Genomic DNA, 22,026 nt, shown 5'->3' on the forward strand with positions numbered 1-22,026 from the left:
TGATTCCATCATATCACAGGGTGAGGGCATCGCTCATCCCGTCTTATTTCATGGCCTTGGCAGGCTTCATGTACATGGTCACTACCGTATCCGCCACATAAGTGCTGCCGTCATACAGGGCAGGGGCCATGCTCAGATTGACCGTTTTACCGTCGACCATCATTTTTTTCGACCCAATCATTACCTTGATCATCTTGGCTGCCGGCTTCATGCTGTCATCCATCATCTTGCCATCATCCATCATCTTGCCATCATCCATCATCTTGCCATCATCCATCATCTTGCCGTCGTCCATCATCTTGCTGTCATCCATCATCTTGCCGTCATCCATCATCTTGCCGTCATCCATCATCTTGCCATCGTCCATCATCTTGCCATCATCCATCATCTTGTCGTCATCCATCATCTTGTCCATGTACATCAGCGATACGGAGCGGTCCTTGCTGTTCCATTCAATGCTGTAGCCGTACATCATGGCGGCCTGTCTTAGGTTCATCAGCTCCATGCCGTCTTTCTTCATCGTCTTGATGCCTGCCGCCGCGCCGGCGATACCGGACACCGCCAGAGAGAGTACCAATACTGCCGCCATCATGAACCGTTTGCCTGCTTTGCTGTTACCCATGCTTATCACGCTCCATCTCTTTTTTTGGATTACATGGAACAGCATAAGCGGCAGAGCTTACGATTCTCTAAGCGAAACCTTACGATTGTATTACGGCAGCGGAGTGAGCGTATAACTTCTCCCTATAGCCAGATATCAGTTATAAGTGTTACGTCTCTGATCGTACTCCATGCTAGAATTTATACACAAAGACAGAACAGTGGAACTAGAGGAGGGCTAATCATGTGTGATAGATTTCAGATCGTAGGCAGCCTGCTGCGTCCGGCGGAGCTATTAGAATATAAGCAGCAAATCGAACACCGGGACGATATTCAGTATCCTTTTTACGAGGATTTTCAGGGCTATGAGCAGTGTGAGGCGAAGGCGATTCAGTCGGTAGTCGAGCAAGCGAGCGAGAATGGGCTGACGATTCTGACGGATGGGGAGTATTCCAAGTCGATGTGGCATCTGGACTTCGTGTGGGGCTTCCAGGGGATTCAGCGCTATATTGCGCCTCACGGGTATTTCTTCAGAGACATTGACGGCACCTCCAAATACGAGACGCGAAAAGACATCGGTCTGCGCATCACAGGTGAACTCGGCGGGAAGAATCACCACTTCCTTCAGGCCTACCGCCAGCTTCAGGAGCATGCCGGAGACCGGGAGACGAAGCTGTGCGTGCCTTCGCCATCCCATATCTTCGGAGAGCTGTCCTGGTCGGATAACCTTGGCGGCGAGGGTGCAGTGTACCAGAACCGTGATGAGCTGAAGGCGGGTCTGGTGACGGCGTATAAGGATTTCGTAGGGGAATTCGCAGCCGCTGGCGGTAAGATTCTGCAATTCGACGACTGCCTCTGGGAGCTGTTCGCGGACGATAATCCGAATTCGCCATTTACCGGTGAGAAAATCAACCACGAAGAAGTACAGAGTCTCGCCACAGAGTTCATCGATATTAACAACACCATTATTGATTACGGACATAGCCTGGGGCTGCTCATGTGGACCCATAACTGCCGCGGTAATTATGATTCCCGGAATATGGGCGGCGGCTCTTATGTGAAGATTGCCAACCTGTTCCTGAAGCAGCTGAAGTACGACCGCTTCTTCCTGGAGTGGGACGACGAACGCGCTGGCTCGCTGGAGGCACTTGCTGTGTTCAAGGATAGACCGGAGACGGAAATTGTACTTGGCTTGCTGTCTTCCAAAACCAGTACGCTTGACGATGAGACCCGTGTCCTCCGCATGCTGGATGAAGCGTCCACGATCATTCCGAAGGAGAGATTACTGCTCTCCCACCAATGCGGCTTCGCGTCCTGCGACGGCGGCAACGAATTGACGGAAGCGGAGCAATGGGCGAAGATCAGACAGGGGCAAAAGATTGCCCAGCAATATTGGGCTTAACTTCATTAATAGGTAGCAGCTGTTCATAAAAGCAAGCCCGCATCTGGCAACAGGATGCGGGCTTGCTGCTGTTTATGAAACTAAGTAGTCTTTGAAACATCTGAATGAGGAGCAGATGGAATGTATATGAAAAACCGAATACAATATGCTACCACGAAGGTAAGTTGCCCAATGTATACGGAAATCCGAATACATTGGGTGCTGCTATGCTCCACAGCCAGTAACATTTATAGAGAAATCCTGCAGGAAGTGCAACAATACTGCCCCATAGATGCGGTCTATGCTGAAATCCTGCAAGAAATGCAACAAATTCAGCGCTAATCTGCTATAAACACCGAAATTTGTGCAAATAATGCAACATTGTACTTCAGCCAGTAATAGGTAAGGAGGAATCCTGCAAGAAGTGCAGCAATTCTCTATACAAGCGGCTGGTGAGAGAAGGCATCAGCATCCTTCACCCGGTAGGGTGATTTCCTAATGTTTCCGTCTATATCACCTGCTATATAGATTAAACTTGAAAATTTAAATTAAGGGAAAAGTGGCGGAGGGGAATTTTGGAACTGTAGGAGCGGTAGCGTCCGCCTGAAAGCTTTCCGCAGGAAAGCTCGCATCGTAAGCATAGGCTGTGTTTGGATTTCCACCGTGCGTAGCTGTTTTAATCAAGAAATTCAAACACAACAGCGGCCGGAAGTCCAAAACTTCTCTGGAGTCACGGCCATCCCAAAACAAAAAAATCATTAGTTCAATTTATATAGCTAAACACCATGTCGCATTTATCCGGCTGCAATGTCGCAAAAGTACATGGAAACAGAGGCTACAGATCAGCTATACTCGCTGTAACAATTATGATAATGAAAATCATTATCACATAATACATAACAGGGGGAGTCAGCGTGAACAGAGCAACACAGAAACAAGGGGCCGGCAGAAAGAAATTCGCCGCTGGGCAATCAGGATTATTCATGGTATGGATGCTGGCGCTGGTACTGGTACTTACAGCTTGCGGTTCTGGGGGAGGCACGAATGCAGGTACAGCCGCACAGCCGTCTGCATCAGCGGAGCCGTCTCCATCGCCTGAAGCACAGACGCAGGCAACACCGGAGGCACAGGCTGCAGCAGCCTACCCGGTTACCTTCAAACATATCAAGGGCGAATATACGCTTACGGAGAAGCCGAAGGTGATCGCTGTGCTTGACGTGAAATTCGCCGATCAGCTGATCGCGCTTGGAGAGAAACCGACAGGCAGCGTGGTTGCCGGAACCAAGGACGAGTTCCCGGAATATCTGAGTGCTCAAATGGACGGGGTGAAGGTCCTGGGTACACGCGATGAGCCCAATCTGGAAGCAATTGTGGCGCTGAACCCGGATCTGATCTTGATGACGGATTTTCAGGAGGAGGCCTATGGGAGTGTTAGCAAAATCGCGCCTACCATCGTCCTGGACTTCTATGAGGATTGGCGGGATACGCTGGCTACCATCGGTACAATAACAGGGAAGCAGGCAGAGGCTGAAGCAGTGAAGAAGGCCTACGAGGACAAAATCACCGGACTGCGTGAGCAGCTGTCGGCGAAGCTGGGCGACGAGACGGTGGCGCTGATTCGTCCAAGACCGGAAGGAATTCGGGTACATGGTCCCGAGCACCGGACAGGAAGCATTCTGTATGAGGATCTGGGATTAAAGGCTCCAGCGTTCGTTCAGGCGATCAAGGATGATACCTCAGTTGAAATATCGATGGAGACTGTCTCTGATATCGGGGCAGATCACTATTTCCTGCTCTCGGATGATCTGTTCGCCAAAGAGGCAGAGGCTCTGGCCAGCAGTCCGATCTGGAAATCCCTTGATGCAGTCAAGAATAACCGTGCCTATGATGTGAATTCAACGCTCTGGATCGCGTACTATGGTCCTCTTGCGATTAATATTATTGTAGATCAGGCCTCGGAAGCGCTGCTTGGAGCTCACTGAGATGGACCACTATCTGTCGTCGGCCTCCTGGAGGGAACTGGCGGAGGATTACCGGATGAGGCTGGGGGAGCCGCCTGCGGGCACCGTTCGCACCATTGCTCTGAGTGAGCTGCAGGACGAAGCGGTGTGTCGCGAGTATGTCAGCTGGCTTAAGGATTACATCGGTGCGCCGGACCTGCAGGTTGCGGCTTCCATGCTGGCCAAACGGATCGGCTATCTGTGGATCGCGCCAATACTGACCGCCATGACCGTTCATAATCGTGAAGTCTTCTTCCCGCTGAACAGAAGCTTCCTCTATCATCCGGCTTCTACAGAAGAGACGACATTCCCATTCCTGGCGCTGGACGGGCTTCAGTCAGCCTCACCACAGAAGGATAGGGCCGTGTGGCGCGAAGCTGTTATTGAGGAGAATTTTGCGGCACGGCTTGCGCCGATGCTGCAGACGCTTGCCACCGTGGGCCCCGTCTCCATGGCCGTGCTGTGGGAGAATATTATTGTGCGTATTGCCCCGCTCTATGCCCTTGGAGCAGACTCATCCGGCGAAGAGAGGCTGCGGATGCAAGAGGATTTTGTGTATCTGACCCGGACGGCTCCCGGCGCATTGTTCGGCGCAAGACGCAATCCATTCACCCGGTTCACCGAGGGGAATGACGAGGCTCCGGTTGCGAAGAGCAAGCGCATTACCTGTTGCTTTTACTACCGGATGTCCGGGGAATATTGCAGAAAGTGTCCGAAAATTGACAATGAGAATGAATCTCAATTAAAATGACAGCAGGTCTATCCGTTAAGCAAAGGATACTGTTGTCAGGAGATGAGAGAAATGCCGCAACAAGAACAGGCAAGTCTATGGAGTGATACAGCGGTCAAGACGCTTGATGTGCGCAGCGGTACTGTGCCGCCCGGCGGTGTGCTTAGCGAAACGGGACTGGCGGCAAGTCAGCTGCTGCTGGCCATCGGCGGGAAGGGAGGGCTTGTGATGAATGGTGAAGGCTGCCATGTCCAAGCCTCTTTTGCTTGTCATGCCGTCAAGGGATCAGCCTACACTCTGAGTGCGGAATCAGACAACATTCATTATACAGCTATTAGCTACAAGGCCATTCCTGTGGCGGGAGCTGCACATGTCCTCTTCCCGCAGCGCAATCACCCGCTGCGCACTTCGTTCATTCACCATTCCGGGTCCCCGGCGGAGCTGCATATGGCGGCGGAGAGAATTGCCGCCAAATGGAGCCGGGGAGAAGGGCTGGAACGCTTCCATGCCAATGCGCTGCTGCAAGGTATGCTCTACGAGCTTATTATGGAGCATGAACGCGGTCAGGGCGGGGTAGAGCCCGATATGGTGGAGGTTGTTGCCGCCTATATCGAGGGGCACTATCGTCAGGAGCTGGGGCTTAAAGAGCTGGCCGCGCTGGCCGGATGCGGCGTGCGGCAGCTCCAGCGGCGGTTCAAGCAGGAGAAGCGGCTCGGGCCCATGGAATACGTAATCCGGCTGCGGATGGAGAGCGCAGAGCGGATGCTGCGTTATACGGATGCTTCCATCGGCGAGATCGCTGAGCGGACAGGCTACCGCGACATGTATTATTTCAGCAGGGCGTTCAAGAAGCATTATGGAGTTCCCCCGCAGCTCTACAGGCGCACTGCCGCTTCAGCTCCCGCTGTACTCTCCGCTCCTTCGGGACGGTCAGAGAGCGTGGCCTTCCCGCACGAGTCACCACAGGGTCCGGTGATCTTCCATCTGCGGGGCGAATATCTTGTCACCGCTGCTCCGCGGCGGATCGCTGTGCTTGACGTCCAGTATGCTGACCATTTGCATGCGCTGGGGATATCCCCAGCAGGAAGCGTAGGCTTCGGAAGCGGGGCGCTGAATTTCCCCGCTTATTTCCGGGAGAGGCTTGTGGCAACGGAAATGCTCGGAACCTATGAGCACCCGGACCTGCTGGCTGTTGAACGGCTGCACCCGGATCTGATCATCTGCACTGAGGTGCATGCTCCGCACTATGAACGCTTAAGCCAGGTGGCGCAGGTGATCATGTTCAAGCGCAATGAGAGCTGGCAGACGATTCTGCGCCTATTCGGCGAGCTGACAGGCAAGCAGGCGGAGGCGGAACGCATTATTGCTGATTACCTGCGCCGTACGGCATTGCTGTCCGCAGAGCTGGCTCCGGTACTCGCGGGTAAGAGTGTAGCTCTGATCCGTCCGCGGGAGTCCATCGTCCGGGTACATACGGCTTCTCACCGCACAGGCGCTGTGCTGTACCGCGACCTTGGTCTGCCTGCTCCGCGATTTGTGGCGGAACCCGCCTCCGACACGGCTTACCATATTTCCGTTGACAGACTGCCGTCTGTGCATGCCAACTACTACTTTTTGCTTAGTAATGAGAGGATGCAGGAGGGAATATCGATGACAGAGCACAGTGTGAGGGGCATGCTAGGTGCAGACAAGCGTCAGCTTATATACCCGGTAGATGCTGCTACCTGGATCGGCTGTTATGGACCGACAGGCATCAACTGCATTCTGGATCAGGTGGCCCAGGCGTTACTGGCTTGAGCGGACTAGCGGCAGACGGAACCGCTGCCAATTACATCTCCCGATCATACTTGAACCGGTAATAGATGCCGTATCCAATCGTGAAAAGGTAGGCGAATACCAGTAACAGCACCACGGTGAGATCAGCCTCCATCAAGGCAAAGGCGAGCATTAAAGCCCCGAATACAAAAACCATCATATCATAGGCCTTCGCCTTCGCCCGGGTTGCAATGGCGATATTGCGTTCATCGTTCTTGTTGATCTCCATCTGCTTGGCGATGGCGGGGCTATTCTTCAATGCGCGCCGTTCGATGAGTTCCCCCATCCCGCTGCCGAACAGGCCAGAACCCAGTCCGATACAGATAAAGGGCAGTGTCCGCAGCACCCCCTTCGGCTCTTGAACTGTTCTAATGAAGTACAGACTGCCTGCCAGCAGGACTACACCTGCAATAACCAGAAGATAAGCCGAGACGGATTTCTTCATCAATTCTCTTCCTCCTCATAAATAAAAATCTCCTCAATGCTCAGCCCGAAATAACGGGCAATCTTGAACGCCAGCAGGATGGACGGATTATAGCGGCCGTTCTCCAGTGAACCAATCGTCTGCCTGGACACCTCAAGCGCCGCTGCTAATTCCTCCTGCCTGATTCCGCGCTGCTTGCGTAACTCTTCCAAACGGTTGTTCATGGAATCACTCTCTTCATGGAAAGTTAACTTAACATGGTGATTGTATCGCATGATGCTGAGGATGTAAAGCTTACTTTCCATCTTGTGAAAAGATCCCGACTACTTGTGCTGTCCACGCGACAGTCTTTTTCTTGTGCATTACCATTCATATAGAGACAATTGAATCCATAGCAAATAGCCCGCTTCTTGTTCTTAAGAAGCAGGCTCTATTTTTTTATTCTACGAATATTTCTACAATTAATCGGAATTAATAAAATTCAAATCCATGTTAGCTTCATCTTCAGCCTGATTTGCAGCCTCTGCTGACACTACTTTTCCTTCGTATTCAAGGTTACCGCTTGTCAAATTGAATACATATAGACGATTACCTTTGAGATTCTTATAACCCACAATATAGAGATGGTCTTGTTTAAACTGATAGGTAATGTTTTTACTTAAATCTATATTTGTATTCTTCAGAATAGTCTCATATTCTTTACTCACGAGATCGTATGAAATAACAGTGAATCCTATATTTTCCTTGCTCGATAGAGCTTTTTGCAGGAAATATATTTTCTGTCCATAGACGTTCATAATATTATTCAATAACATTTCATGTCCTTGGAATGTGAGTGGCGAGACTTGTCCTGTTTTCACATCCACTTGATATGCCTTTTTATGATTATCTTTACTAACACTTAAAATCCATTGATCCGTTTGTTCCAGGTTTTGATTGGCTAGCCTTACGAATTGATTATCCCCATTTGCTGCTACAGATGTAGCTCCTGGTAATATGAGCGGTTCATTCGTAATCTCCTGTGTTGTTAGATTTACACGGATAATCTGCGGTTCAGATACATAACCTTTGGCACTGTGACTCAAAGACACCAATGCAACAAGCTGTTGATCGAGAAGCTGTACATTTTGTACAAAGATATCTGAAACATCATGATCTACATGGATATCGGATCTGATTTCCTGCGTATTGTCCTTCTGTTTGTTAAGCACAGAAATACTGAGCTTAGCATTCTTCTTCGCTAATGGATCATTTGATTGCTGCTTATCTACAGTGGAATTCACATAAGCAAGGATATCCTGATTTTCATAGAACCCAGTTAAGATATTCTTCCCGCGCATAAATTGACGATGCTGATCTATCCATACATCCAATTGCGTTTTCACTGGTTCCCGGTTTAAGCTTTGGCTTATCTTTAACTTTTCATCTGGATATTCTGCACCATTTGTAGTGATGTAAGCTCGTCTGATGCCAAAAACGCTATCCTTAGTCATATAATTTCCGTATAATGTTATACCTTCAACGAGGGAAGCATCCCCTTGAACCGTCGTCAGCTTATAATTAGGTAGTATCTCTTGTGAAGCCCGTACATAATACGTCCCGATTGTAATAACCGCGAACACTACCAGAACGGCGGTAACCATATATTTTCTCATTCCTTAACCTCCATAGCCCTTCGATTATACCGATATTTTCTTGCGCAACAGATACAAGCTATACCAAAGCGAGCCTCCAGCAACGATCACTATTAATCCGAGACAAGTGCCCAGAATTTCTCCTGGATAGAAATAGCTATCGTATCTGCTATAACCCATAACATAGGGGATTGAGGCTAATCCAGCTAGAAGCGCTAAGTATAGTACGATAAAGCCGATCCCTTTCAGTTTGTAGCTCCGCTCCATTAGAATCGCTGTGAACAAGACGATCAAACCAGTAATGCCCAGTCCATAGTATAGTACAAACTCAGAAAAGTAAGGTGGAACCAGAGCTTTAAGCACAGTAGAATACTTCAAATAATCAAATACCGAGATGTTCCGATATAATTCAGCAGGAAGAATCGACTGTGCAATCAAACGCTCCAGTGGAACAAGGATAATTTGCAGGGCGACAAGTCCAAATGCGAATAGCAAGATCGTAACCAGCTTGGCAAAATACAAATTCGCCCGATTGGAAGGCAACGTGAGCAGGCGATATACTACCGTATGTTTACCTCTCCAGTCACGGTACCAGATGAAGCAGCTATATAATAGCAACACTGTGATGCTCAAAAATATAGGTCCGAAATATAGAAGTCCATTATAGGTAGGGTACATCATACTGTTTAGCTGAATATATCCAGTCACATTGTGATATTGCTCAAGGGTCCATTGATTCACTCTCATTGCCTCGTTCGCAGAATCCATCCAACGATTAGCGCCGATGGTGACTGCTGCAAGCTGCATAGCAACTGTCAGCACCATGAGTCCAAAATATATTTTGGCAAATCGGTTCATTTCAAAATTCAATAGCTTCACAAAAGCTCTCATTGCATGTACACCTCTCTCATTACGTCCGTAATGGACTTACCTTCCTGCTCGCGAACTTCTTCACAGTAGAATTCACGTTCTACCTTCCCATGCTGCAGCAAGACCGCTTTATCAATTAAATGCTCAATATCGTTAATTTCATGAGTTGTAATAATCACACCACGATCCTCGATCAATTCACTCGTGAACACAGCAGTAATTTGCTCGCGGCTGAATATATCAATCCCTGAGAACGGTTCGTCCATTAGGATGTAATCACAATCCAAGGCAAGTCCGAGCACCAAATTTAACTTCGCAGCCATCCCCTTCGACAATGAAGACACGCGATCTTTAGAGCTCAGTTGGAAGAACTTAAGCAATTCCACTGCACGTTCAGCGTTCCAATTCCGATAAAAGTCAGCCATAAAGCTGAAGCAATCCGCAATTCGCATTTTGGAGGGCATCGTTAACGAATCTGGAATAAAAGTCATTTTCTCATACATCGCAGGTGTTAGTGATGCATTATCGATTAAGACTTCACCTTTGTATGGTGTTAGTCCCATGATGGACTTCAGCACCGTTGACTTTCCGGCACCATTGATTCCGATCAGGCAGGTGATCTCTCCCTTGGCAGCAGTGAAGCTAACGCCATTTAGTACCTTCTTGAATCCATAACTCTTCACCATCTGATTCACTTGGATCATCTTGTATCACCACCTTCTGGAGATAATTTTCGCTCGGATGTGTATTTTGTCTTTATGATATCTACCAGTTCTTCAACTGGAATTTGAATATTCCGAATGGAGCCGATGAATATATCCACTGCACTTTCGATTAATTCAGCACGAATCGAGCTTAGTATTTGCTGATCCTGTGTAATTCGACTTGGGGAATTTCCCTCTGTTACGATCAAACGCTGTTCCTCCATTTCCTTATATGCCTTCTGCGCCGTGTTCGCATTAATCTTCATTATTGATGCCAGTTCACGCCGTGAAGGAATTTGGTCTCCCGCTCCGATTTGCCCTGTGGCGATCTGTTCCTTGAAATGACGTACTACTTGAATATATACCGGCTCACGAATATTAAAGCTGACGCCTGATTTCTGTTCTTCTGTCATACAACCAACTCCATATGGTAAGTGTGTGTACTAAGTGGTTCATACATCTTATGTGTGTACTATACGTGTAATACACTTTTGTGTCAATAGATTAATTTGAGCACGGGCACCAAAAGGATTATTAATAGTAGAGTACGAACATCCGTGCTACAATACTCTCTGTGAATATATGGAAGGTGGTGGGGCAGTGACTGCAAGACGGTGGGTGATGACGTTCATACGGATGCACAAGCTGGTATTTGTATGCGGTTTCCTGGTAACTACGGTAATGACCCTGGTGAATCTGATATATCCGTTCCTGGGCGGACGGCTGATTAATATCGCTTTTTATGACCAGGATCTGAAGGCCTTCCTGAAGCTGTGCCTGATCTATGCCGGCATTCTCCTGTTCAATCAGTTCATTGTGGCAACGCTTAATAATCTGATCTCCTCCCAGCTGATGACGGGGTTCGTGTTCGATATCCGGCGGGCGCTATTCCGCAAGATTTTGCATCAGAAGGGGAAGGATCTCTCCGGGATGTACAGCGGCGATCTGATCAGCCGGATGAACCGCGATGCTAAGGACATTATGAATCTCCTCTTCTGGAGCGGACTGTGGGGGTATTCCAATCTGCTGCATATTGTGTTCGCCGTGGGCTTCATGTTCTATTATCATGTTCTGCTGGGAGTGTTCACTGTGGTGCTGGTGCCTGTCGTGTTCTTAGCCTCCAGATATTTCAAGCGAAGAGCGCTTCGGGTCAACCGGGATCTGGCGGCAGAGCAGGGCAGGCTGTCCTCGTACTTATTTGAAATTGTGGCCAATATGCGGGAGATCAAGCTGCTGAATGCCGGGAGGCTGGTAACCTGTACCTATCTCAGGCGGACAGTCTCTATCCATCACAAGAATGTGGATAATGGAAGAATTGAGGTATCCACCGAGCGGGTGAATGCATTCATCACACTTGCCGCACAGCTGCTGCTGTTCATCATCTGCGCCCGGCTCATTGTGAAAGGGCAGATGCAGCTTGGTGTTTTTGTGGCTGCCGCCAGCTATTTCAATATGGCGGTGACCTACTTCAGCTCGATCAATAGCAAGATTACCGATACCTGGGGCCAGAATATATCCCTGCAGCGTGTTGCGAAGCTTCTGAATGAAGAGGAAGAGGACTACAGGGAAGCCCGTCTGCCCACACTGATTAAGGAGGGGAAGATTGAATTTCGTAATGTCAGCTTCGGATATACGGAGGAGAGGCGGGTACTGGACGGGTTCAATCTCCGTGTCGAGGGAGGAAGCACTGTGGGTATTGCCGGAAGGAGCGGAGCCGGGAAAACAACGCTCGGAAGCCTGCTCTGCAATCTGTATCCCGTTGACGGCGGCGAGCTTCTGATCGATGGCCGCAACGTGAACGAATATAACCTGCACAGCTTGCGGAGTCAGGTGGGTGTGGTTCATCAGGAGACGGTTCTGTACAATAACACGCTGCGGTATAATCTCTCTTTTACGAATAACCGTGATCAGGACAGCCTGTTACTCGAAGCACTTAAGAGAGCTGCGCTGCATGAGCTGGTCCTGAATCTCCCGGAGGGGCTGGACACGGTGCTTGGGACTTCCGGGCAGGAATTATCGGGCGGCCAAAAGCAGCGTCTGGCTATTGCGCGAATCCTGGTCAAGAATCCGAAAATTCTGGTCTTCGATGAAGCGACTTCGTCCCTCGACAGCAAGAATGAGGCGCTGATCCGGCAGATGACCCGTGAGCTTGCGCAAGACCGAACGCTGATCATCATCGCCCATCGGCTGTCCACGCTTAGAGGCTGTGACCGGATTGCAGTGCTGGAGGATGGCCGGATCACAGGCTACGATACTCACGACGTGCTGATCAGAAGCAACAAAACGTACATAGATCTATTCAGCGAACAGCGTGCAGGAGGCGAAGCGGTATGACTATGACAAGATGGGCCGCCTATAAAGCGCTGACTCAGGGAATTGAAGGTGTCCGTAAGCCGCTGCTGGCGCTCGTGCTGTTCAAGCTGTGGAATCTGGTCTGCGGACTGCTTCCGTTATTCCTGTACTCTCTGCTCGTCAACCGCGTGCTGGTGGAGAAGCACCTGAGTGGGCTATGGCCGGTTATCGCGGGTTATCTGGGAGTATTCGTGCTTACGACGGCCGGGATTGCGGTCAGCAAGCGCTACTCCAACCAGCTGCTTCTGAAGTATGACCTCAGGCTTAAGCGCAAACTGCTGAATAGAGTGAGCAGCCTGGATTATGAGGAGTACAGCGGGTACAGTATTGGTGACCTAAAAAGCCGGATCGAGCAGGATTCAGCCGCAGCCGGACGGTTCTTCACGATTCATCTGTTAGATTTCAGCTATGCTGTCCTGTATGCTGCTGCGCTGGCTGTGATTCTTGTAAGCTATGACTGGCGGATCGCCCTCCTTAGCTTCGTCTTCGTTCCGGTCTCCCTGCTGACCGTGAATCTCCTGGGTGAGAAAACGAGGAAGGCGGGGGAGGAGCTATGGAGGCTGCAGAAAGGGTACGAATCTTTTTTACATGCGAGTCTGCAGAACTGGAAGGATATTAAGACCAACAATCTGGAGGAGGCCCAGCTTGAGGAATTGAACGGGCATTATGCAGCTATCCGTCCGGTGTGGTTCCGCAGCCAGCTCTATCAGCATCTGGGCGTTACTTATTCGTTCTTCACCAAGAACTTCATTACTCAGCTGTTCATCTATTTCATTGGCGGACTCTTCGTAATAAAAGGCTACTCGGAGGTCGGTGTGCTGCTGGTGTTCATTAGCTTCTACGGGCAATTCTTCGGGTTCATTGAGACGATCAGCAATGGCCTGATGAATTACAAGAATGATTCGGTGAATATCAGTAAAGTGATCGGACTGTTGCAGGCAGAGGCGGACCAGCGGCCTTACAAACGCATTAGCGGACAAAAGATTGAGGTTCAGAATTTGCGGTTCCGCTATGAGGGGAAGGATGCTTTCGCACTGGACGGGATTTCGTTCTCGGTGGGGAAGGGGGAACATCTAGCCATCGTAGGGCAGAGCGGCAGCGGCAAGTCTACTCTTGCCAGACTGTTGACCGGACAGATGAAGCCTCAGGGCGGGAGCGTCCGCATCGGAGGCACGGATCTGCATGAGGTGAACAGCGGGAGTGCGGCGGCCAAGGTAAGCATTGTGGCGCAGGAGCCTGTTCTGTTCAATATGACGATCCGGGAGAACCTGCTGCTGGCGGGGGACGGGGCAACGGAAGCAGAGCTGATTGCCTGCTGCCGCAGCGCCAATATCTATGACTATATTGCATCCTTGGAGGAGGGGCTGGATACGGTTATCGGGGAGAAGGGGGTGAAGCTCTCCGGGGGCCAGAAGCAGCGGCTTTCGATTGCGCGGGCGCTGCTGCAGAAGCGGGACATTATTATTTTCGATGAAAGTACAAGCGCCCTGGACCCTGAGAATGAGAGCGGCATTAGGAATGAGCTGAAGCGTCTGTCTGCCGGAACTACCATGATCTCGATTGCGCACCGTCTTTCTACAATTCAAGACTGTGACAAGGTGCTGGTTCTGCAAGCCGGGAAGGTGGCAGCCAGCGATACCCATGCTAACCTGCGTGGCCGGAATGAAGCCTATGATCTGCTGTTCCGCAGCCATTACGCCGCCTTAAGCCATACCACAGAACTTGTTCATTGACGGCGTCTCCGCCCGGTAATATATTAAAATTAAGATTAACTATGTCCGTGACAGACTGTAGAGGAGAAGAGAAATGAGTCCGACCCATGTATGGATACCTGTCGTATTTTATTGGCTGCCGATGCTCTTCTTTTTCTACATGGGAATGGATGTGCTGCTGCGCAACCCGCGGCAGATCGAACATCGTCTGGTAAGCGCTACAATTCTGTGCTATTTCCTGATGTTCCTGGAGGAGTACTTCCGGTATATGCTGCCCATGGAATATAGTCCGCTGCTGGCTGCGGTCTGGTTCGCCAATGTCGGTATCCTTATTCCAGGGCTGGGCTTCCATCTGATTGCCCGGTTAATCGGCTTACATAAGCGGATGCCCCGGCCATGGTACCCCTATCTGTTCCACATATTAACGCTGGCTATTCCGGCGGGACTCATTGGTCAACGTTCCTATACCTCCGTCCAGCTGTTCATGGTATCCGGGGTCTGGAAATGGCCGATAGCCAATGCAGCCTACTACGGGACCTTAACGGCAAGTCTGCTGCTTAGCTTCATCCCCATCGTCATGCTGCGAAGTAGGCGCAAGTGGAGTGCCGCCGATCCTGATTATCAGGAGCATGGCGGTATCTTCAAGCTGCTGGAGTATGGCTCCTGGGTGACATTCCTCTGGGTAGCGGTGTTCGGCTATTTCCGCTTCAATGAAGTGCTGCCGCCTTATACGTATATCTACGGAGGACTGATCTGGTGCTTCGTTCTTCGGCTGTCCATGCAGCGGTATGAGTTCCTTAATCATGCGGGACAGCGCTACAAGAAGATGTTCCAGATCAATTCACAGGCTGCGCTGCTCGTCTCGTTGTCAGGCAGCATTAAGGAAGCGAATCCGAGTGCCGGTAAGATGTTTGGCCGTCTGAACCTGGGGAAGGCTAACCTTACCGATCTGGGCGGTGCAGAGATCGTGGCGAAGCTAAAGTCACAGGACGATATCGGTGAGCTGGAAATGGTTTTGCATAACGGGGAGAGTCCGGTCGAGGTGATGATTAACGGAGATTACGTGACCGTGGATCATGAGATCCATGCGGTGCTGCTCATCCGGGACATCCGGCTGCGCAATCAGCATGTGCGGCAGATTGCCTTCATGGCCTACCATGATCCGCTCACAGGGCTGCCGAACCGCAGGCAATTCTATGACAAGCTGGAGGAGAGTCTAGCGGAAGCAGAGCGCAGCGGCGGGGAAGTAGCCATCATGCTGCTTGATCTCGACCGGTTCAAGCAGGTGAACGACCGCTGGGGTCATGAGGCCGGGGACCAGATGTTATGCAAGGTAGCGGCCATGATCCATCAGCTGGTTCAGCCGGACGGGCTGGCGGCCCGCTTCGGCGGAGACGAATTCGTGCTGTTCTGCCCCGTGGGCGGGGACGGGCTGAGCGCCGCAGAGCTGGAGCACCGGCTGCTGGCGGCGGCTGCACAGGCCACGCTGGATTATGAAGGCGAAGAGCTGAAGATCGATATGAGCATCGGCATCAGCTTGTATCCGCAGGACGGAACGGCTCCGGATGCTCTTTTGCGCCAAGCCGACAAGCGGATGTATGCGATCAAGCGGGGAGAGGCGGAGGGAAATCATGAGATTTGAGATTGGCGGGGGGATGGATTTAATTGAGGAGACTGTGCGGCAATTCCTGTCTGATAAGGCAAAGGTCCTTGATATCGACAGCACCCCGCTACACTCTGGCTATCAGGCGGTGGATTTATTCCGGCACAGGATTCTCTTGGAGAGTGAAGGCAGACAAGAGTACAGCTCTGTGATTACCAAAATGGCGAATGGAATTGAACGGCGGGTAATGAACCGGTTATTGGATCAGGGGGCTAATGTCCCTTTTAATAGAGCGGGTAATCTGGATTCGGACCATCGGGTGCTCCTATGTATTCAGGACGTAGATTATAAGACGAATTATCAGAATCTGGATATTGGGATGCTTCAGCACAAGGAAATGCAGGCGCTGGCTTATATTCATAACCGTAATCGCGGATTGCAGGAGGAGTTATCCTGGCTCCCTAGGGTTAGCCGTACATACATAGAGACTATAATTCATGGAGTATGGCGACCCGCATGGGAAGAGGCCAAGCACAATGAACGGTTCGTGGAGACCTTCGGGACGTATATTTCTGAGGTCGATGCCGTATCGGGGAAAATCGTGGACGAGCTCGAAGCCGTCTGGAAGGATGAGACCACTCACACGCTTATACATAATGATCTGAATCCCGGAAATGTACTGGTACACAATAATGATGACGTCATGTTCATTGACTGGGAAGAAGCGAGGTACGGTTCCCTGTTCCTCGACATCCCTATGCGGTTTGACCGGTCTCAAGCTGGAGAATACCGTGAAGTGCTGGCTTCGCTGGGATGGGTGCTTCCTGCAGATACGTTCGGGCAGAGCTATAGAGCTGCTTCATGGTATCTTGGCCTGCGTTATATGACTTGGAGCTTGGGGGCCTGGCTAAGGGACCCTGGTACTGAGGCGGGGCTGCGGCGGTATTTGGATATGGTTGTTTTGTAATAATATTATTTCTCCAAGTTCAGAAGTCGATTCAGTGAATACCTAGGCTATACTTAGTGATAGGAAAAGAAAGGAGTGATCTGCTTGAGCTACCCTGAAATTCTGCGTAAAAAGGCCTTATATGATCAGGCTAAAGATCAAATCCCGGACCTTACTGTCCAAAGCTATGTGAAGGCTTTTGAACTTGAGTATACGCATAACTCAACGGCTATAGAGGGCAATACGTTAACCCTTCTGGAAACCAAAGTGGTACTGGAGGAAGGGATATCCGTAGGCGGGAAAATGCTTCGGGAAATATATGAGGTTATTAATCATAATAAAGCATACCAGTATATTAAGTCCTGCATTAACGATGAAAAACCATTGGATGAAGGGATCATTAAGGATATTCATGCTCTGTTAACTGAGAATATTATGGTAGGTGGCTTATACCGGAATGTAGAGGTTTATATATCTGGAGCAGCGCATACACCGCCAGTACCCAATGAAATGTATCTGCAAGTGAAAAATTTTTATGCTGATTTAGCGCAGAAAGATAACGCCGATATCATAGAGCTTGCGGCCTGGACTCATGCCGAATTCGTCCGCATCCATCCGTTCGCCGATGGGAACGGCAGAACCTCGCGTCTAATTATGAATTATCAGTTGCTGGCAAATGGATATCTTCCTATCTCTATTGCCAAAGAAACGCGGCTGGAGTACTTCAATGCACTCGAAGCCTATGCTGTGCGCCGGGATCTCAAGCCTTTTGCTGATATGATTGCCTTACTGGAGGAGCAGCAGTTGGATCGTTATCTTGGGATGATTGAGCGGCAGAATTAATGTGCCAAATGTAGTAAGAAAAAGGTCGAATATTCCCTGAATAAAGATATATTAATAAACTACCCAGGCTATCGATTTATATTTGAGCATAAAGACTTTTGGCACCACAAATCAGGACCACCCGTTGGACGGGTGGTCCTGATTTGTGGTGGGTTACCATAATCATCCTCCAGAGATGAATGAACCGGATCAGCCCGGCCATCGCCTATAGAGTATAACAAGTCAAAAGGAGGTGAAGCGGATGGAACAGGAGCAGTTATGGCTGCAGCAGTGCCGGGACGGGGAACAGGATGCATTCTACCAGCTGGTGAAGCCTTATCTGGACCGGGCTTACAGCACGGCCAGAGCGATTCTGAACTCCCCGCACTATGCCGAGGATGCAGTCCAGAATGCGATGCTGGAAGCCTATAGAGCCATTATTAACGGCAAAGAAATCCGCAGCTTCCGAAGCTGGTTCAACCGGCTGGTCGCGATGCGGGCGTTGGATCTGGCGAGAACACGCTCCAGGCAGTTCAGACAGACAGAAGCGCTCGGGGTTCATGAGGAGCCGGCGGATGAACAGGAGCAGCCTATGGAGGCGGTCTTGAAGAAAGAAGAGCAATCCCGGCTGCTGGCCCAGGTCATGTCGCTGGATATGCGCCACCGCTCAGTGATTGTGTTGTATTACTATCAGGAGATGTCCGTAGAGGAGATCGCAGACGTGCTGGGCATTAAGACCGGGACCGTGAAGTCCAGATTGCATAATGCGCGCTTGAAGCTGATGAATCTGAATGAATCCATTAATCCGAAGAAGGTGATTTTCGATGTCTAAGTTCAAGAACGGGATACAGGGCGAACCTCAGCAGCAGGTTAAGGAAATGGTGGGTATGCTGAGCATTCATGCTGCGCCGCAGAGCCTGCATGATTTTGCGAAAAATATTGCGATGCACGCGGCTGCTGCGGAGCCTGCTGCCCCTAGCCGTCCGGTCCGGTCCCGCATGAAGCGGCGGCTGGTGGGTGTTGCCTTCGGAACGGTTGCGGTTGCCATCCTACTATTCTCTGCCCAGGTATCGCCGGCCTTCGCCAGCCTGGTGCAATACATTCCCGGCTTCTCGGTGGCCTCCGACTGGCTGGCTACGCTGCGTACCGGTGACGGTGTGCAGAATGCGGGCAATCATGAATACCGGCCTTTCCAGCCGGTCGTGCTGAGCTTCGGAGATACCAAGGTGAGTCTAAGCGATGTGTACCTGACCAGTGACAGGCTGGTATACAAGGTCTTTGTCCAGTCGGACAAAATTAGCGGAAGCGTAACTACCTGGCCGGACGGAACACCAGGGATCGACTATAGCAACGCGGGTTATCACGTAACGAGCAAGGACTTCCCGAGTGCTGGAGCAGGCGGGGTAATGAAGCTTATCCATGACGAACAGACCGGCGAGCCGATTCTGGTTCTGCCGACCGAGCAGCAGCTGTCGCCGCAGCAGGTGGCCGATTTCCTGGCGGGGAACCCGTCCAAGCTAAGCTTTACCTTCTATGAGCCTCAGGCGGGAAGCGCGATTCCGCTGAAGCATAGCTTGGACGTCCCTTTTGACAAAAGTCAGTGGAAGCAGGACCAGATCATCCCGCAGCAGGCGTCCATACCGGTTACTGTTCACTCCGAGCAGCGGGCGATTGAGGTGCAGGAGGTCAAAATTACGCCGCTCAGCACCTACATTATCCTCCACCTGAACAATAAGAACCAGAGCCTGCTGGATATCGATTGGAGCAACCCGTCCATCGAATTGACGGATAACGCAGGCGGCACCTACCAGTTCAAAGGTTACACTAGCCTGAACTCTGTGCCAGGACGCAGCAACAGCGGCTCCGATACGATCCGGCTGGAGTTTGCTTCTTCGCCGTATTTCAGTAAGCAAGCCGATCAGTTGAACCTGAAGATCGGGCATGTCCAGCTCTCAGAGGTAGGCTCCTTCTCTCTGGCCATGGACGAAATGTTGCCCAAATTGATTCTGTTCAGCGGCAAGCAGATGCTCCTGACCGAGAGCCGTTATGAAGACGGGTTCCTGAAGCTTAAGCTTAAGCAGGATGCGCAGAACCGCATGAGCATTGACTTCAATATCCCAGGCTATATGGCTAAGGTGCTTCAGTCCCAGGAGCTGTATGACAAGTTCTATGCGGGCAACAGGGATCAGGCAGGCTTCGCGCAGAACATTCTGCAGGCTCAGGAAGGACGCGGGGAATATGAGGTCTGGATTGCGGCCCCTGAGCAGAAGCAGTATGAAGTGGAAATAATTAATGCCGTGACACAGCGCGAGCAGGTCCAGGTGAATCAGCAGGTTGAACTCCGTGTGCGATAATTGAATCATCCGCCAGGCAGCGCTCCGGCTTCGGGGGTGTCTGGCGAAGGTTTTTACAATCGTATATACTGATTAGACCAATTGATTACTTAGGAGCTGTGTCACATACCATGATCAAGAAAGAAGCCGCACATATACGCAAGCAGTTCAAGATGGACCATGATCAGCTGAATCTGTACGATATTCTGAATGTCTATATTATGAAAGAAACGAATGAAATCTACCACTTCGAACGCCAGCCGTTCGCCATGCTGGAACGCGAGAAGCAGGAGCTGTATATGAGTAACTTCCGGAAGCTGCTGACGGGCGAGCTGGACCAGAAGCTGTTCGAGCTGAAGTTCCTGGAGGAAGCAGAGGAGCCGTCGCAGGTGATGCTGCACCAGGGGCTGATAACCGGTGACCCGGAGGAGTGGCAGGACCTGATGCTTATGCTGGTGGACAAAATGCTGGTGGATGCCAAGTATGAGAAGGATGCGGTCATCACCTTCGTGCGGGGACAATACTTCCGGCCGACCAAGGCGCGTAATGATGAGGCCGAGGAGACCGGGAAGGACGAGGTATTCGCGCATCCGTTCATTCTGTGCAGCGTGAATTCCACGGAGCAGCAGCGTAAGACGCTTTTGTTCGATTATGTGGAGCGGGAGTTCAAATACAATATCATGGTGGATCCCATCATCAAGCTCAGTACGCCGGAGCAGGGCTTCTTCTACCCGAGTGTGACCGACAACTATTCGGATATCAACCGGGTGCTGTACTGCACGGGAAGCGCGAATAATCCAAACCCGCAGTTCATCGAGCAGGTGCTGAATGCGGAGCGGTCGGTGACGGCGCTGGAGGAACGGTCTATTTTTGAGGACATTGTAAAGGAAGTGGCGGGCGAGCAGATCGATGTGGCGACCATTGCTCAGGTGTACGAGGAGATTCACCAGGTCATTGAGGACAACGCGGAGGAGGAAGAACCGCCGAGACTTGATTACCGCGATGTGGAGCGTGTGCTGAAGGCCAGCGGTGTGGAGGATGTGACGGCGGAGAAGGTGGAGCGCGCGTTCGAGACCATCGTGGACAATAAGCATTATGAGCTGAAGGCCAGCAGCGTCATCCCGAAGTTCACCTCCAAGTCGATCAAGATAGATACGAAGGTCGCTTCCATCACAATCAGCCCGCAAGACCTGAGATATGTACGGCAGGTGAATTACCAGGGCAAACGCTGCATCATGATTGAGATTGATGAGGATGCGGTGATCGAAGGCTTCACGCTGCTGACGGAGAACTTATCCTAATCTGGACTGATGTATATTGAAAAAGGGCTATCCCGATCTCTCCTAACGAGACCGGGAGGCCCTTTTATTTGTGGAGGATGGCTGCGCTAGGAAGAGCTTCCGTATTTCTCCCAGACCGCCACAAACTTCTTCTCCCAAATCGCCCAGCGCTTCTCGGCGCCGTATTTCGCTTGGAGCTGCTGCAGGTATTGCTCCGCAGTCTCTGTATCCCCTGTATCCAGCAGGTACCCGAAGGTCTCCTCACTTAAATGCAGTGCTATCCGCGGCATATAGTATTCAATAATGGCCCTGGCATCGGTTAGGGTGTACATGAATTGGAGACCCTGATCCAAGTGGAGTAGCAGGTCTGCCGTGAACCTGTCCACATCTACCTCCGGCGTCAGGAAGTAGCGTTCCGGGGCGGCGGGGACGATTTGGTTGATCCGGGCATAGAAGTGAGGCAAGCCCAGAGACGAAGCAGGCCTATATTGCGCAAGCTCTTCGGAATGAAGATTGTAATTCACATAGAAGCTGAGTTGCTTGTGTGTATTGTACTTGAATTTCTGGATATTGATTTTATAGCTGAGTTGGCCTTCTGTTTTGTAGAAATTCAGATCTTTTGTACGATAGCCCTGTGCGGAGAACAAAGGTTTGACGTCCTGCTTGATGATCTGCTTGAACAATTCCTTCATATCTAACAATTCATTCATAGTAAGTAAATCCTCCTTCACCTGGGGTGATAATAGACTGCATATTATAACGTGTCGGCTGACAGCTATAATTGTACTATAAACAGGATCGCCTCAAATGACTTCATTCT

20 protein-coding genes are annotated in these 22,026 nt (G+C 50.6%); 12 read left to right on the plus strand and 8 right to left on the minus strand.

Annotated elements, in window-relative coordinates; genetic code table 11:
• Nucleotides 1-43: 43 nt before the first annotated feature.
• Entirely contained in the window at nucleotides 44-622 is a 579-nt protein-coding gene (locus NST69_RS02175; RefSeq protein WP_342548354.1) for a hypothetical protein, read from the minus strand.
• A 222-nt stretch (nucleotides 623-844) separates the two neighbouring features.
• On the opposite strand from NST69_RS02175, the gene NST69_RS02180 reads away from it, so the two are divergent.
• The 4 genes from NST69_RS02180 (at nucleotide 845) to NST69_RS02195 (ending at nucleotide 6,508) form a co-directional block, all read left to right on the plus strand.
• Nucleotides 845-2,002, plus strand: coding sequence for a 5-methyltetrahydropteroyltriglutamate--homocysteine methyltransferase (locus NST69_RS02180; RefSeq protein WP_342548355.1), 1,158 nt, complete (start codon nucleotides 845-847; stop codon nucleotides 2,000-2,002).
• Nucleotides 2,003-2,895: 893 nt separating this feature from the next.
• On the plus strand, nucleotides 2,896-3,963 hold the full coding sequence (locus NST69_RS02185; RefSeq protein ID WP_342548356.1) for an iron-siderophore ABC transporter substrate-binding protein: 1,068 nt from the start codon (nucleotides 2,896-2,898) through the stop codon (nucleotides 3,961-3,963).
• Nucleotide 3,964: 1 nt separating this feature from the next.
• Nucleotides 3,965-4,732: a (2Fe-2S)-binding protein gene (locus NST69_RS02190; RefSeq protein ID WP_342548357.1), complete on the plus strand. Its 768-nt coding sequence runs from the start codon at nucleotides 3,965-3,967 to the stop codon at nucleotides 4,730-4,732.
• Between the two features lie 51 nt (nucleotides 4,733-4,783).
• Nucleotides 4,784-6,508 carry an AraC family transcriptional regulator gene (locus NST69_RS02195; RefSeq protein WP_342548358.1) on the plus strand — a complete coding sequence of 575 codons (1,725 nt, stop codon included), beginning with the start codon at nucleotides 4,784-4,786 and terminating at the stop codon, nucleotides 6,506-6,508.
• Nucleotides 6,509-6,539: 31 nt separating this feature from the next.
• Here the strand turns inward: NST69_RS02195 and NST69_RS02200 are convergent, their stop codons facing one another.
• The 6 genes from NST69_RS02200 to NST69_RS02225 form a co-directional block, all read right to left on the minus strand.
• A complete protein-coding gene (locus NST69_RS02200) occupies nucleotides 6,540-6,971 on the minus strand; it encodes a hypothetical protein (RefSeq protein WP_342550058.1) in 432 nt (143 codons plus the stop codon).
• Complete coding sequence (locus tag NST69_RS02205) at nucleotides 6,971-7,174, minus strand: helix-turn-helix transcriptional regulator (protein WP_036730779.1); 204 nt, start codon at nucleotides 7,172-7,174, stop codon at nucleotides 6,971-6,973. Before NST69_RS02205 ends, NST69_RS02200 begins: the two co-directional genes overlap by 1 nt.
• Nucleotides 7,175-7,411: 237 nt before the next feature.
• Entirely contained in the window at nucleotides 7,412-8,605 is a 1,194-nt protein-coding gene (locus NST69_RS02210; protein WP_342548359.1) for a hypothetical protein, read from the minus strand.
• 24 nt (nucleotides 8,606-8,629) lie between these two features.
• On the minus strand, nucleotides 8,630-9,475 hold the full coding sequence (locus tag NST69_RS02215) for a hypothetical protein (protein ID WP_342548360.1): 846 nt from the start codon (nucleotides 9,473-9,475) through the stop codon (nucleotides 8,630-8,632).
• Entirely contained in the window at nucleotides 9,472-10,158 is a 687-nt protein-coding gene (locus NST69_RS02220; protein WP_342548361.1) for an ABC transporter ATP-binding protein, read from the minus strand. The genes NST69_RS02215 and NST69_RS02220 overlap by 4 nt, the downstream gene beginning before the upstream one ends.
• Complete coding sequence (locus NST69_RS02225) at nucleotides 10,155-10,571, minus strand: GntR family transcriptional regulator (protein ID WP_340978504.1); 417 nt, start codon at nucleotides 10,569-10,571, stop codon at nucleotides 10,155-10,157. The genes NST69_RS02220 and NST69_RS02225 overlap by 4 nt, the downstream gene beginning before the upstream one ends.
• A gap of 187 nt (nucleotides 10,572-10,758) precedes the next feature.
• Here NST69_RS02225 and NST69_RS02230 point away from each other — a divergent pair, with 187 nt between their 5' ends.
• The 8 genes from NST69_RS02230 (at nucleotide 10,759) to NST69_RS02265 (ending at nucleotide 21,227) form a co-directional block, all read left to right on the plus strand.
• The gene (locus NST69_RS02230; protein WP_342548362.1) at nucleotides 10,759-12,492 is read left to right on the plus strand and encodes an ABC transporter ATP-binding protein; all 1,734 of its coding nucleotides are present in this window, start codon (nucleotides 10,759-10,761) and stop codon (nucleotides 12,490-12,492) included.
• On the plus strand, nucleotides 12,489-14,243 hold the full coding sequence (locus NST69_RS02235) for an ABC transporter ATP-binding protein (protein ID WP_342548363.1): 1,755 nt from the start codon (nucleotides 12,489-12,491) through the stop codon (nucleotides 14,241-14,243). The genes NST69_RS02230 and NST69_RS02235 overlap by 4 nt, the downstream gene beginning before the upstream one ends.
• Nucleotides 14,244-14,316: 73 nt before the next feature.
• Complete coding sequence (locus NST69_RS02240; RefSeq protein WP_342548364.1) at nucleotides 14,317-15,864, plus strand: GGDEF domain-containing protein; 1,548 nt, start codon at nucleotides 14,317-14,319, stop codon at nucleotides 15,862-15,864.
• Entirely contained in the window at nucleotides 15,854-16,792 is a 939-nt protein-coding gene (locus tag NST69_RS02245; RefSeq protein WP_342548365.1) for a phosphotransferase, read from the plus strand. Before NST69_RS02240 ends, NST69_RS02245 begins: the two co-directional genes overlap by 11 nt.
• A gap of 84 nt (nucleotides 16,793-16,876) precedes the next feature.
• Nucleotides 16,877-17,614 (plus strand): Fic family protein, encoded by a 738-nt coding sequence (locus NST69_RS02250; protein ID WP_342548366.1) that lies wholly within the window; start codon nucleotides 16,877-16,879, stop codon nucleotides 17,612-17,614.
• 241 nt (nucleotides 17,615-17,855) lie between these two features.
• The gene (locus tag NST69_RS02255; protein ID WP_342548367.1) at nucleotides 17,856-18,425 is read left to right on the plus strand and encodes an RNA polymerase sigma factor; all 570 of its coding nucleotides are present in this window, start codon (nucleotides 17,856-17,858) and stop codon (nucleotides 18,423-18,425) included.
• Nucleotides 18,418-19,947: a hypothetical protein gene (locus NST69_RS02260; protein ID WP_342548368.1), complete on the plus strand. Its 1,530-nt coding sequence runs from the start codon at nucleotides 18,418-18,420 to the stop codon at nucleotides 19,945-19,947. The genes NST69_RS02255 and NST69_RS02260 overlap by 8 nt, the downstream gene beginning before the upstream one ends.
• Nucleotides 19,948-20,057: 110 nt before the next feature.
• On the plus strand, nucleotides 20,058-21,227 hold the full coding sequence (locus tag NST69_RS02265; RefSeq protein WP_036730773.1) for a DUF4317 domain-containing protein: 1,170 nt from the start codon (nucleotides 20,058-20,060) through the stop codon (nucleotides 21,225-21,227).
• An 86-nt stretch (nucleotides 21,228-21,313) separates the two neighbouring features.
• Here the strand turns inward: NST69_RS02265 and NST69_RS02270 are convergent, their stop codons facing one another.
• On the minus strand, nucleotides 21,314-21,916 hold the full coding sequence (locus NST69_RS02270) for a DUF4304 domain-containing protein (protein WP_341170138.1): 603 nt from the start codon (nucleotides 21,914-21,916) through the stop codon (nucleotides 21,314-21,316).
• Between the last annotated feature and the right edge of the window lie 110 nt (nucleotides 21,917-22,026).

This window comes from Paenibacillus sp. FSL P2-0089 (assembly GCF_038595095.1).
Lineage (GTDB): Bacteria > Bacillota > Bacilli > Paenibacillales > Paenibacillaceae > Paenibacillus_AQ > Paenibacillus_AQ silagei.

What these genes read in the sequence shown, in the direction of transcription:
- NST69_RS02175 (WP_342548354.1), bottom strand. Translation starts at nt 622, where the DNA reads ATGGGTAACAGCAAAGCAGGCAAACGGTTCATGATGGCGGCAGTATTG.
- NST69_RS02180 (WP_342548355.1), top strand. Translation starts at nt 845, where the DNA reads ATGTGTGATAGATTTCAGATCGTAGGCAGCCTGCTGCGTCCGGCGGAG.
- NST69_RS02190 (WP_342548357.1), top strand. Translation starts at nt 3,965, where the DNA reads ATGGACCACTATCTGTCGTCGGCCTCCTGGAGGGAACTGGCGGAGGAT.
- NST69_RS02195 (WP_342548358.1), top strand. Translation starts at nt 4,784, where the DNA reads ATGCCGCAACAAGAACAGGCAAGTCTATGGAGTGATACAGCGGTCAAG.
- NST69_RS02200 (WP_342550058.1), bottom strand. Translation starts at nt 6,971, where the DNA reads ATGAAGAAATCCGTCTCGGCTTATCTTCTGGTTATTGCAGGTGTAGTC.
- NST69_RS02205 (WP_036730779.1), bottom strand. Translation starts at nt 7,174, where the DNA reads ATGAACAACCGTTTGGAAGAGTTACGCAAGCAGCGCGGAATCAGGCAG.
- NST69_RS02210 (WP_342548359.1), bottom strand. Translation starts at nt 8,605, where the DNA reads ATGAGAAAATATATGGTTACCGCCGTTCTGGTAGTGTTCGCGGTTATT.
- NST69_RS02215 (WP_342548360.1), bottom strand. Translation starts at nt 9,475, where the DNA reads ATGAGAGCTTTTGTGAAGCTATTGAATTTTGAAATGAACCGATTTGCC.
- NST69_RS02220 (WP_342548361.1), bottom strand. Translation starts at nt 10,158, where the DNA reads ATGATCCAAGTGAATCAGATGGTGAAGAGTTATGGATTCAAGAAGGTA.
- NST69_RS02225 (WP_340978504.1), bottom strand. Translation starts at nt 10,571, where the DNA reads ATGACAGAAGAACAGAAATCAGGCGTCAGCTTTAATATTCGTGAGCCG.
- NST69_RS02235 (WP_342548363.1), top strand. Translation starts at nt 12,489, where the DNA reads ATGACTATGACAAGATGGGCCGCCTATAAAGCGCTGACTCAGGGAATT.
- NST69_RS02240 (WP_342548364.1), top strand. Translation starts at nt 14,317, where the DNA reads ATGAGTCCGACCCATGTATGGATACCTGTCGTATTTTATTGGCTGCCG.
- NST69_RS02245 (WP_342548365.1), top strand. Translation starts at nt 15,854, where the DNA reads ATGAGATTTGAGATTGGCGGGGGGATGGATTTAATTGAGGAGACTGTG.
- NST69_RS02255 (WP_342548367.1), top strand. Translation starts at nt 17,856, where the DNA reads ATGGAACAGGAGCAGTTATGGCTGCAGCAGTGCCGGGACGGGGAACAG.
- NST69_RS02260 (WP_342548368.1), top strand. Translation starts at nt 18,418, where the DNA reads ATGTCTAAGTTCAAGAACGGGATACAGGGCGAACCTCAGCAGCAGGTT.
- NST69_RS02265 (WP_036730773.1), top strand. Translation starts at nt 20,058, where the DNA reads ATGATCAAGAAAGAAGCCGCACATATACGCAAGCAGTTCAAGATGGAC.
- NST69_RS02270 (WP_341170138.1), bottom strand. Translation starts at nt 21,916, where the DNA reads ATGAATGAATTGTTAGATATGAAGGAATTGTTCAAGCAGATCATCAAG.